Origin of the sequence: Facklamia sp. P12955, assembly GCF_050409565.1 — a bacterium.
GTDB lineage: Bacteria > Bacillota > Bacilli > Lactobacillales > Aerococcaceae > Facklamia.
This window is the reverse complement of record NZ_JBNUPF010000016.1, coordinates 1-12,425: the sequence shown is the minus strand read 5'-3', so window position 1 is coordinate 12,425 and position 12,425 is coordinate 1. Positions and strand designations below refer to the sequence as shown.

The window sequence follows — 12,425 nt, the reverse complement described above, 5'->3', positions numbered from 1 at the left end:
CGTTGAAACCTTTTACTTGAGAGCTGCTGCAAACTTCTTCCAAAAATTTCTTCTGATATTATTAAATTCCTGACGATTTATTTCACTCGGTTTTTCAATTTCATGAAGAATGCTCATATCGTCGCGGTGCTGACTCTTTGTCAAGACGGCTAATATCCCATCGGCTTTTTGGCCTATATGATGAAGTTCATAAGGCAACTTTGATATTGGATCAATCGGTGCACGACCCATTTCCATTAGTTGAAGATTGGTAAGATTAAATCCTTTGGCTTTGTAATTTAAATCAATTTTTTGAACCATTTGTAATTTACCATCAATCATTTTGGCTATTAAGCCTGCTTTTTTATAGTGTTCATACTCCTTAATTGTTTTAATCTCTTTAATAAGTTCAACTGGATATCCTGATTCTACTTGTAAAAATGCTGCCTCTTTTATATTTAAACCAGATAACTTGGCACCTTTTAGATTTGTTAAAGCTTTTTGAAATTTATAACCCACTGAACTTGCTCCAGTGATTGATCCAAGAATTGCTCCCCATTTAAATTCGTCACTAGCTGAAAGAATGCCTGCTTTTAATGCTTTTTCTAGATTCTTTGTTTGAGCGCCTGTTAAAGCTGCTGTTGTAATGCCACTTAATCCAGCGGATGAAGATGCTAGTGTTAAAGCCGATTTAGCACCTGTCGCAAACATTAAACTCACTAGTGGAGTCCCTGATGTGACCATCGATGCTGTCACAAAGATTAAGATGACCCCTGACCCTACCGATACGTTATTAACAATTTTATTAAAAGTATCATCATAATCTTCAAATTTTTCGACAGTTGTTTCATTTGTATTACCTAAGGTAAAAACATAACGTTGGTCATTAAACATTTCATTTAAATCACTCAAAGAATAGCCAAAATAATTATTTTCTTTTGAGTTATATGCCAGTTCCTCAATATACTCTTGTGATAAATAAACAGCCTCTACATTCTCTATAAAATACGTTTCATTTTTTAGTTTTTGGATTACCTCAGTATATAGATTATCTTCTACATATCTCAGTAAATCTGGATCATCTAATCCTGTAAATTCGGGTAAGATATTCTTAAAGTCTTGGTTTTTTATTTCTGAATTCATTTCATTAGCATTAACTTTTATAAGCTCACCAAATGTATTCATAGGGTAGGAGGAAAAACAACGATTAAATAGTAATGTTATTGTCACAATAAAGGTTATCAATTTTTTCATAGTTACTCTCCCTCGTTATTTCTTCTTTTAATAACTACCCATAGAGCAATCATCAAGCTAACTATAGCTAATAGTACAATAAAAGCATTATTGCTCTTATTTTCTTCTACTTTAACAAAGGTTTTTGTTTCTTCAATTTTCTGTTTCGGATTCTTACCATCAGATGGTTTAGGTGACAATTCTGTAATCTCAGAGTTTTCTCCTAAGCGAATGTCACTTTCTAACTTATCAACCATGTCCCCATTTTCATTAACTTCTCGTCCAGCTAATAATTTCTTATTCAATTCTTCAATACTTAATTGATTCTTTGCTAATGCAGCAATATAACGATTCTTTCCAACAAAAATAGTAATGGTAGTTGGAGCTGAATCTGAGTATTTATTTTTGACAGTTAATTCATAAATACCTGGTTTATCATACGTGTTTTTTCCATTGCCTACTGTATTTGAACGTATACTACTTGAAACACTGCCGTCATCATTTTTAGTGATTTCTTTTCTTACAACATCTAAAGTTAAATACTTTGATTGAGTAAAATCAACCGTAAAACCGTTATCTGTATAGGCGCCATCCTTTAATTCAGCCCCAGATTCTATATCTCTTGGAAATGCCATTGTATTTCCATTTCTAATTGAGAAGGCAAAATTAATTTTATAATTAGTATAAGAAGGTAGAACATCCACCGATAAAATTTTTCGTGGATTGTTAATAATTTCATAATTCAAGGTAACTTCGTAGTCACCTTCTTGATAAATTTGAATACGGGTATTGGCCCGAGTAGAGGCATTTGCTGCTAAAAAATCAGTATAAATAACCGGATCAAAACTGTGCCCCTCATCATCGGTATATTTCACTATTAAAGTACCATGCTTAAAATTGGTCGGTTTAATTCCCATTGCAACATCATAGCCATTGGTATCTTCTGATATCGATAAGACAGGATTATTGTCCAATCGATTAATGTCTTGATTTAAAGTAAACCATAATTTAATATCATCACCTATCGTCTTTAAAAAGACTGGCTTGCCCTCAATCTGTTTAGCTTCCCTAGTGTATCCATTAATAGTAAAATAACCTAAATCCCAGCCAAAATGAGGATCTTTTGTATCAATTAATTCAGCTTTAGTTATGTCATAACCTGTATCACGACCTATTTTTACTTTTTCTTTAAATTCTTTACGTGGTTTATCCTTGGGAGAAGCATTTGAATCCTCAACTGTTTTCTGATCAATGGCATAAAATTTGTATTCCTCAAATTGATATTTAGTTTCAGTATTTTCAATATCAAAAATAATCAAATCAGTAGGGTCACTCGCTCTTTCTAATTTATAAGTAACCAAAATACGGTAAAATGTCCCATTTATTTGTTGAATGTCATTGGTCGTAAAGAAAGGTTTGGAGAAATCCATCTCTTCTGAAAGAATATCAGTAATTATTTGGTCTGTTTGCCAATCTTTCCCATCAAAAGAAGATTGAACAATAATGGTCCCTTTCATAATCGGTTTCTCTAATTTAAGTTTGCCAATCTTTGTGCTTTTATCTTCGATAACCTGCCATTGGTTTTTTAAATCCGTTATTTTTGATTTATTGAGCTCATAAAAAAAGCTTAAATTCCCTTTTTGTATGTGATAGTGATTATCTCCTTGATCATTAACGTCTCCATTAATAAAGAATTGCCCGATCGTTTCTAATTCACTATTTGCCTCTATGCTATTATTTCTTGATAAATCATAATTTTTTACATTTTCCTGCTCATATACTTTTCCTTCAATGATTGTACGATCCTCTGCATATAGCCTAGTATTCGGGTTTAAAAATAGGCCTAAAAATAGAAATGCCATGAACAATTTATAAAACCTAGTTAAAATCTTCATAAAAACGTAACCTTTCTTTTTAAATAGTTGGGACTAAACTGAAACAACAATTATTATAAATATATAATCAAAAGATAAACTCTTCCACCATTATTATTCTAGATTTTTTCCAAAAATGAATACAGAGTTTGTAAAGAGATATTGTTTGAGTCAAAGTTTCTTTTATCTTACTCTCCTTAAAATTTGATAATATATTTAAAAAAACCACTAACCTATCGCTGAGGTCAATCTCATTCAAATAAACCGGTAGTTTTTCTTCTAGATTTATAATTTTAACGTATTGAAGCCATAATCATTTTTACTGCTTCCTCGATTTCTATTTCCTCAGTGAGTATTTCTTCTTCGATCCCTTCAAGATAATCTTTTTCATTCCACCATCTTTTTAACTCCGCCTCACCAAACTCATTTCGTTCATCCTTAGTCCGATGTCTTCTGACTGTCTCTTTAAACGGCAACTCATAATAATAAGCAAAGATGTTTTCTGGACCGTATAGTTCTTTGACCTTTTCAAAAAGCGGTTGATACCATTTAGCGTTGAGAATTCCCTCGAGAATAGTCACTTTATTGTTTGCATAGCCGTATTCAATTATTGTCTGCAACAATTTAATTGCTTCACTACCCACGCCATCATGCACGCTCAGCATTTCCCTTCTAATAACATCTTGCGCTATCACTAATGTATTCGGTCCAATAGCTTTTTGAAGCTCTTTGGCTAAAGTTGTTTTCCCACTGCCTGAATTTCCTCTGATAACGATTAATTCGGACATACTTTCTCCCCCATAGACTTAATCTAAACCCTTATTTTACTTGCTTATCCTATCTTCTTTAACTCAAGAAGCATGTCTACTTCATGACAACCAGATTCTTCTACATTATTGACTTCCGAAAACCCAACTTTTTGATATAGATTCTTTGCTATTTCATTCCCATAGCGATATGTTGTGGTAATTACAGATGCTTGATAGTCTTCTTTCATTATTTTTAACAGTAACTTTAAACCACTATAACCTAAGCCTAATCCTTGAAAGTTTTTATCAATGGCATAATTCCAAAGAAACCAGCCTTTACTGCTAAATTGTCTAAGCATGGCAAAACCAACTAATTCGTCGTCATTAAAAATATCATAAGCTATGACGTTTTCTTGCTTACACCCGTTTTTAATTTTTTCAAGTGAAGAAATTTGGTCGATTTGTTCTTTATTTAGAGAAATTTTTATTTCATTTGAACGCATAAATTTTATACTCATTGCACACCTCTAAAAACAATCTCAATATTTTAAAACATTCTATTTTTTATTATTATCTCTAGTAAAAAAAGTGCAAAATATGGGCGGGATAAGGTAGCGTCATTTTTTTGTGTAACCTAATATAAGATTATGTAAAAATCTTCTAACTAGATAATATTATAGGCATTATATCGTCATCCCCTATAGGGGATGAAAATTTTTTTGCTTTGACCTTTTCCTTGTATTTCATCTAGCATTTTACTTAGTTCATATTGTACCAGACCAAATCCCATATGGATTCTAGAAGAAAACTTCGTATTGAATTTTGAAACATAGGTATATAGATACTTTTCTAAAGATCTCTCATGGGGAAATGGTTCTTTTACTTTGGCTTTTCTTTAAGGAAGAGGAGAGATAAGCTCTCTATTTCCTTAATTTGCTTTTATGACCCAAAATCTTAGTGAAAACAAATTCCCTTAATAACCTATCTATTTCTCTTACATTTTTTATGTTTTTTGTATACTGGAACAAATTATTCAAGACATCTAAACCTTCAATTATTTTTTATCTTCTGAGTTTAGAGTATCAACTATATTTTGATATTTAGTCTTCAAAAGCATTTTTACAATATCTTCAGTTAATGGCTTATACTCAATAAAGGCATCAAATCTTCCAAATACTGGTTCACCAAGGGTAGATTTTATATCTCATAAATTTAAGAAGTTAGATGTACAGATGATAATACTATTTTGCATATCAAAACTGTAATTTTTATCCTCATATCTCCCTTCATCAAACATCTGATAAAAAGCACTATAAAAAATACTATTTGCTTTATCAAATTCATCAAACAGAAGTATTTTACTTTCACGCTCTAACAAATCTCTTGCTAGTGAAGCTTCTGCATGATTTCCACCAAAAACATAATCAGCAAAAGACTTGTTTTGGTACATAGAGAGCTGTTTTCTAAATAATTTTTCTCCCATTATTTCTGATAAAAATTATGCTGTTTCTGTTTTACCAACGCCTGACGAGCCGTATAGCATGCTGACAACAGGTTTGTTTTGATTATAACTCTTTGCTATCTTATATAAATAAATACTAATTTTCCCTTTTGCCTGCTCCTGACCCAGTATCCGATTATCAAAACGGTCTTCAAAATCCCAAAACTGAGCTTCTTCCATCTGTTTATAAGCATGCTTTGAAACTATTATATCTTCACTATCATATGTTCTTTTTAGTTGATTCAAAATAGAGACTGGAGGATTTTGAAAATACATATCTTTAATGTTAAATTTTTTAACAAGCCAACAAAATTATTTATTCCAGATTCGGTAATCCCTGCATATTCATTTGTTCTTGCAACTAAAGTACCTACTTGTGTTTTACCTTCAACTTTCTTTTTCTAGTCAGACATTTTAACATTAATTTCTTTATTTTTACTGTCTGACTCTGAAACCAACCATGTTAATGATTTTGGCCTTTTATCCTTGGGAAGCATTATGTCAAATTCCTTTGTCGTCCCATAAAAAACTTTAATCATGACTAACTCCAGCTAAGATTACATCATATACATTTACCATATCTTTATCTGATTCCATTTCTTCCTTAGCAAGCAGATAACCATCTACACTATCATCTATTTTAAACTCAGATTCAATATTTAGTTTATCTAATGGCATTTCACCAACTTTAACAGCCTGATACGTTAAATTCATTTTGACTAAATCTGCTAATAAATAAGCATTATCTTTTCCTCTTCGTCCTTCTTCTTTATAAGTTCAAAATAGCCCTTCTCTTTCTCTATTGTCGAACCCATGAGTTGAGCATTGATCTTCAACTCACCAGCAGCCAAGCTTCCCTCAGTCATAGTCATATAGGGAGTAAACAATTTGAAATAAGTTAAAGAGTTAGAATATAGGTAAACATTTACGTTTTCAAAGATTTCTATGCCAAATTTTTCGAGTGGCAGTTCTAGATAATCAGTTAGAGTAGTGTTATTAATGACTTGAGATATCAATTGTTCACTACTCTTTCCTAAACCAACTCCACCATCAACATTAATTTTTGCTTTAAACAAAGTTAAGAAACTAAATGTAGTCCCTATCTCTGTATTAAAATTCGCATTTGACTCTATTTTATTTTCTTTTACACTCTCTATTTCTTTAAGAATTTTCCCCTTATTAACCATATAAACCAAATTTGTTACACTTGGTTCATCAAAATATATAATTCGATTAAAATCTAGAATATTCGTTTTATCCTTATTTTTATCTTTTGTGATATATCCTCACTTCTTTTTATTCTCTAAAAATTCCTTTTATCATCGCCACAATATCATCATTTTTGAGTTGTTTTTTAAATACTACATTGACCCCTTCTTCTTTCATAGCTTCAAAGAATTTTTGAGCAGATATAATGCGTAAGTCTTCATCTTTTCTCAAGGATTTTTCGTCTTTCATATCCTTGGTTTCAACAATGAAATTTATTTCAGCTTTTCCATCTGATGAATTGATGACATACATAAAGTCAGGACTTGTTGTTCCTCCAGTAAATAGAGGAATCTGAATTGATCTACGAGGGATTTTCCCAAACACTAATACTTCATCAATATCACTGCCCATTAGTGTCTGTCTCTCCTTCGGACTATCATAGATAACCGTATCATAAATAAATCTTTCAGGTACATCCACATTGTCATCTCGATAAATTCCTAAAACTCCTTGAGATATTTGATCAATAACCTCACCTTTGTAATCGGTCAAGCTTGTTTCCCTTGTATCTATATTTAGTAGTTTGTAAGAAAATTTCTTAAGTAGCTTTTCATCCAGCCATTTATTAAATTGCATAACGATTAAGGAGACCCCCTTTGTCGTAAAAATACGCTCATCTATATCTCCCTTATCTTCTTTAAACTTACACAAGCTTTCATGAACGATATTTACAGATAGGCCTAACTGTCGATTTATTTCTTTAAGAAAATCCCCATAGGTAATCTTATCTTCTACAAAGTAATAATTAGCTACCCTTTCACGCAGAACAATTTCTCCATCCACTGACTCAGTTCTCATAGATTTTACATCCACAGTTGTATCTCGATAAATATCTCCTTCTAAAACCTTATATAAAGCTTCTCCTAACTCTTCTTTAGGAATATCTTCAAATTTCAAATAGTATTTTTGGTTTACTAACTTCCATAGATTGCTAATATCTTTGAACTTATCCTTACGCACTTTTACAAAATTTTTCTTCTTAGTGCCATCAATAATTTTATTCGGTTGTAAGTTACTAATTGCCTCAGGATAGTCATTATATAGTTCGTCTAACTTTTCTTTTTCAATATTTCCTTTAAAATCAATATATTGTTTCATAAGCATTTGACTAAAGATTTCGTTTTCACTCTTATTTCTAATTCTAGCAATCTCAGAAAGGAAAGCTTTAATATTCATATTTTGACCTGGTGTATCTGATTGTATTTCACCCAGTAGCTTACTGGCAAATCCTTTTTCTGAATAATCTATCAGATACCTTAAATAAAATTGCTCATCTGCAATACGTCTTCCTTTTTCATCAACAGGCAGTCTAAGTCCCCTACCCACTTCTTGAAGTTTACTGATTTCAGAACCTGATGAACGCAGTTTTACAATTTGAAAGACATTAGGATTATCCCAACCTTCTTTTAGCGTCCATTTAGAGAAGATAAATCTCATGGTATTCCATTGTCCCTTTTCATTATGGAAATTTAAGAGATATTCCTTGTCCCTTAAAATCTTATCCACTTCATTTTTTATATCTTCTTCAGAAGTAGAATTATCCTCACTAAAATACCCACCATTGGTTTTTGATATATCTGCTAGAGAGGCCTCAAGGTAAGATTTATATTCAAGTAATCTTAGATCATTTGTTTTTTCCATACTTGCTATCTTATTTTTAAGGCTCTGGGATAAAATGTTTTCAAACTTAAGCCTTAAATGGCCAGATCCACCCTCTTCATCACGATAAGACCTAACTGAGTCAATAAAATAAAGGCTGAGGGTTTTTATTTTGTTTCCTCTTAAGAAGTTTTCTTTTTCTGTTTCCAAATGATTGTAAATAGACTGTTTTAACATCAATTCCTGATAGGTTTCGGTATAAATACCCCCATAGACAATATCACCTTTGGCTAGGACTTGACCATTAGACAAGGTCACCCCATAGTTAATGGCTTCATCAGAAGTCGGGCCAATTTCTTCTATGGTGATTCCAGAGAATTCTTCTCCGAAGACGGATAAATTATCTCCCTTGACTAGCCCTTGCGTTTTTTTAGTCTCCTCATCTCTTAAAACACAAATTTTTGGACTCCTCTTAAAACTCATTAGCTTCAGCTTGGTTTCATTTTCCTTTTCCGCCTCAATCATAAAGGTCTCAACGCCCTTAACTAAATTTTGATTAAAGGCCTGGCTTGAACCAAGATTAAATATCAAATTATTAAAGTCCTTATCTTTGCTGCCTTTCTTATCTGGAAAAGTCGCACCAAAACGGATGACACACTGAGGTTTTAGCTCCTTTAACATTCGTTTATAGGCCTGATTTTCTTTTTTAAACCTGTGCGGTTCATCAATAATTACAATCGGTCGAGTAGACCTTAAAGTTTGATAAGGCTGAGTAAAGTTGCCTAAAATCGTTTGGTCATAGTCATCTTTAGCCATAGTAGCATTGGACAAAAGCATTCCTGAAGTCATAAGAAGTACAGAGAATCTATTTTTTTCTAAACTAGTCCCTCGAGCAAATTCAGAAATAGCTGTAGGAAACATTTTTCTTCCCTTAGTCCTCTTCTGAGGCTCTAAAACAGATAGATCTAAACTTTTATTTGGATATAAATCCTGAAAATGTCTCCTACTATAATCTGCCTCTAGGAAACTCTTACTTCCTTCTCTGATAGGTGTAGAAGGAACTAGGACGATAAATTTGTTAAAGCCATAGAGACTATTTAATTCATACATCATCCTTGTATAGCAGTAGGTTTTTCCTGTTCCTGTTTCCATACGGATATCAAGACCTAGATAATCCTCTTCATCTTTTCCTCTCCATTCTCTAGGTATTACCTGCAAGTCTTGGTAGCCACGCCATAATTCTTCTATATTTTCTTTTAATTTCTCATCTTCCAAATCAATAATAGGGTTTTGAAAAAGCTCTTTAGTTCTTGTAATCCTAATATCTCCAAAGGCCTTTCGAATAGCCTTTAAAAAATCTTCTTGATGAGGAAGTATAGATAACTCAATTGTCATATTAAAACCTCTCAATCAAACTTACATTTTTATTGTTTCTTAAGACCTTTAGGTTCTTTCTAAGCTCGTGAAGCACGTTAAATTGGACAGAATGAACATAGATAACTAGTCTTGTAATGTCTAGTTCTTCATTTTCTATTCTCTTAATAAGACTCATCACATCTTCATCTGTCAGTCCTTCGTCTATAATGTATAAGGACTTTTCAATTTTACTTGCCTTATAATTATTAAGCTTATATTCTTCTGTACTTTGACTAAGGCCATAACCATCTCCATTCAGCCATGTGGCTATGATGCTTTCCTTACCTGAAGAATGTTTATTATCAAAGATAGAAACCATATCATCTGTTATTAGCTTGATTTCTGGTTCAAAATTCTCTAGATCTACTAAAGTTTTTTCTTCCGGTTTTTCTAAATAATATAACTTATATCCATAATCAAGATCTGCATTTGTTTCTTCTTTAATCTTTGCAGCTGCTTTTTCTATTCGTGTTCTGCCAACTTCATCAATAGTACTATAACCTGCTTTAAAGGCTGGTTTATTCTTTTCAATCTTTTCAGGCAATTGAACCATGATATATTTACGACTACCACCATCTTCAGCATTTACTTGCATCACTGCATCCGCAGTAGTTGCTGATCCTGAAAAAAAGTCTAGAACATAAAAATCATCATCGGTAGTGGTTACATTCAAAATGCCTTCAATTAATTCTATTGGCTTAGGTTTTGAAAATAGATTTTTATTCCCTTCGAATAAATCACTTAGTCTTGCTGATCCTTTTTGATTGGATCCAAACTCTGAATGATTCCACCAGTTATTAGCACATTGTCCTTCTAGTTCTCTTTCCTTTTTGAAAATCTTTTTTCTTGGCCAACCTTTACCACCATTCGGAAAATAAATTCTATTATCTTTAAGTAATTCAAGATAGTTTTGTTCGTGCCCCATCCACTCCTCTTCTAATAGTCTGCCGTCAGGAGTTGTTATTTTATATCTACTTCCTGATTGATCTGATCCTACTTTCCAAGGCTTGCTGTTCCAAGGGCCACGAGGATCATTGTCCGGATTAGAAAAATCTCCCGTAAGACCTATTTTACCCACACCATATTCTTTTAAAGCTATGTTATTTTTAGCATATATAAGTATATGCTCTGCTACTAACCCAATCATTTTAGTTCTATCATTGGGCTGATTAGTCCTCCTCCTCCAGTGAACATGGCCTTCAAAATTCTCTTCACCGAAAACCTCATCACAAATTAATCGTAAATTCCCTTGCTCATTGTCATCAATTGAAATGAATATAACTCCATCCTCTTTTAACAAATCTCTAGCCAAGACAAGTCTTGGGTACATAAAAGTAAGCCAGGCAGAGTGAGTACTCTTACCTGCAAGGTCAAGGATTCTCTGGGCTTCCTCCTCAGTGATTCCTATGTTTCTAGACATTTCTTCTGCACTAAACTGAAACTTATCAGGATAGACAAATCCATCAGATCCAGTGTTATATGGAGGATCGATATAAATACACTTAATTTTACCCCCATACGATCCTAGTAGATGCTTTAGTGCATCTATATTATCTCCTACAATATATAGATTCTCACTATCTTTATTTTCTTCCTTTGAGTTGTGGTCTATATCTGGAGCAAGATAAGTTTCGGTTTCTAATGAGCTTAGGTACTTAGCATAGGACTTACCTAAAAACTCCAAACCATAGCCCTCTTTTGAAATGTCAATTTCTTCCTCCTTTAATAAATCCTGAAATTTATCCAACTCAAATTCCCCTTCTTTATTAAAGAATTGTGGAAAGTTTTCTTTTAATTTTATTAATTCCCTACTGTTAGGTCTTATCTCTTTATTGTCTTGAATTTTTTTACCTATCATGCTTATCCTCCCTATTACCTATCTCAATAATATCTTTAAAATCTACATCTAGCTTTATACAAATCCTATATAAAACTTGCATGCTAACGAATTCTCCTTTTGTCATCTTGGCTACAGTTGCTGGTGATAAACCTACTTCTTCCATCAATTCTTTTTTGTTCATGCCCTTGTCTATCATGACTTTCCAAAGTCCATTATAATTAATTTTCATTATCTCCATCCTTAACTAATTAGTTTTTATTTGAATTATTAGTATATATATGCGAAGTTTTCATATAGATTATTATATCATACCTTTATATACATTTTTAAAGCTCATCATGGTTTGATTGAGAAAAAACGGTGCAGTTCGAAGACCACACCGCCAATCTTATCTTTCTGTTTCTATTTTTTTATCTGCCTTTTCCGAGTCTTTGCCCTTATCCTCTGTCTTGCACTTCTTTATAACTCCAAGGATGGATTCTTTTTTAGGACTTTTCTCCTGGCCTTTCTCTTTTGCTTTTAAGAGCTTTGATGATAGAACCCTTATGTTTGTGTATTCTTTTCCATCAGCACCTAGTGTGTTCTTTGTTTGCCCAAACACTCTCATAAAATCTCCCTGTTTAAGGTTTTCCATTCCTTTTGCTTTTTCGCCATAAGCTAAACAAGTGTGGTAATTCTTCCCTCCCTCCTTGTCATTAGAAACCAAGGTAAAATTAGCCACCTTAAGTTTCTCTCCTTGATTATCCTTTATCTCTAATAGTTCCGGATCTTTGATAAGATTTCCTACGACATTGATTAAGTCCTCTCTTTATTCTTTTATCGTAGCTTCTTCCAGTAAACCTTCTTCTTTATATTCTATAATAAATAGGGTTGATGGAAGAAAAACACTTCCTTCCACCCTATTTTTTGGTACACAAAAACACAGAAGTCCGATCTATTAAAAGTGGTAACTAAAATAGAAAGGA

Annotated in this window: 12 protein-coding genes; all 12 read right to left on the bottom strand. The window is 32.6% G+C overall.

Going from position 1 to position 12,425, the window contains the following annotated elements:
- Positions 1-12: 12 nt before the first annotated feature.
- Positions 13-1,233: an HNH/ENDO VII family nuclease gene (locus tag ACQV2G_RS05770; RefSeq protein WP_428876340.1), complete on the bottom strand. Its 1,221-nt coding sequence runs from the start codon at positions 1,231-1,233 to the stop codon at positions 13-15.
- A gap of 2 nt (positions 1,234-1,235) precedes the next feature.
- Positions 1,236-3,074 (bottom strand): hypothetical protein, encoded by a 1,839-nt coding sequence (locus ACQV2G_RS05765; protein ID WP_428876339.1) that lies wholly within the window; start codon positions 3,072-3,074, stop codon positions 1,236-1,238.
- 305 nt (positions 3,075-3,379) lie between these two features.
- Complete coding sequence (locus tag ACQV2G_RS05760) at positions 3,380-3,874, bottom strand: AAA family ATPase (protein ID WP_428876338.1); 495 nt, start codon at positions 3,872-3,874, stop codon at positions 3,380-3,382.
- A 44-nt stretch (positions 3,875-3,918) separates the two neighbouring features.
- On the bottom strand, positions 3,919-4,353 hold the full coding sequence (locus tag ACQV2G_RS05755; protein ID WP_428874033.1) for a GNAT family N-acetyltransferase: 435 nt from the start codon (positions 4,351-4,353) through the stop codon (positions 3,919-3,921).
- 686 nt (positions 4,354-5,039) lie between these two features.
- Complete coding sequence (locus tag ACQV2G_RS05750) at positions 5,040-5,318, bottom strand: AAA family ATPase (RefSeq protein WP_428876337.1); 279 nt, start codon at positions 5,316-5,318, stop codon at positions 5,040-5,042.
- Between the two features lie 15 nt (positions 5,319-5,333).
- Positions 5,334-5,612 carry a hypothetical protein gene (locus ACQV2G_RS05745; RefSeq protein ID WP_428876336.1) on the bottom strand — a complete coding sequence of 93 codons (279 nt, stop codon included), beginning with the start codon at positions 5,610-5,612 and terminating at the stop codon, positions 5,334-5,336.
- A 255-nt stretch (positions 5,613-5,867) separates the two neighbouring features.
- Entirely contained in the window at positions 5,868-6,050 is a 183-nt protein-coding gene (locus tag ACQV2G_RS05740; protein WP_428876335.1) for a hypothetical protein, read from the bottom strand.
- 14 nt (positions 6,051-6,064) lie between these two features.
- A complete protein-coding gene (locus tag ACQV2G_RS05735; RefSeq protein ID WP_428876356.1) occupies positions 6,065-6,562 on the bottom strand; it encodes a DUF6414 family protein in 498 nt (165 codons plus the stop codon).
- A 70-nt stretch (positions 6,563-6,632) separates the two neighbouring features.
- Positions 6,633-9,599 carry a type III restriction-modification system endonuclease gene (locus ACQV2G_RS05730; protein ID WP_428876334.1) on the bottom strand — a complete coding sequence of 989 codons (2,967 nt, stop codon included), beginning with the start codon at positions 9,597-9,599 and terminating at the stop codon, positions 6,633-6,635.
- A 1-nt stretch (position 9,600) separates the two neighbouring features.
- Positions 9,601-11,478: a site-specific DNA-methyltransferase gene (locus tag ACQV2G_RS05725; protein WP_428876333.1), complete on the bottom strand. Its 1,878-nt coding sequence runs from the start codon at positions 11,476-11,478 to the stop codon at positions 9,601-9,603.
- Complete coding sequence (locus ACQV2G_RS05720) at positions 11,468-11,689, bottom strand: helix-turn-helix domain-containing protein (protein ID WP_428876332.1); 222 nt, start codon at positions 11,687-11,689, stop codon at positions 11,468-11,470. The genes ACQV2G_RS05725 and ACQV2G_RS05720 overlap by 11 nt, the downstream gene beginning before the upstream one ends.
- Before the next feature lie 159 nt (positions 11,690-11,848).
- Positions 11,849-12,181 (bottom strand): hypothetical protein, encoded by a 333-nt coding sequence (locus ACQV2G_RS05715; RefSeq protein ID WP_428876331.1) that lies wholly within the window; start codon positions 12,179-12,181, stop codon positions 11,849-11,851.
- Positions 12,182-12,425 lie beyond the last annotated feature (244 nt).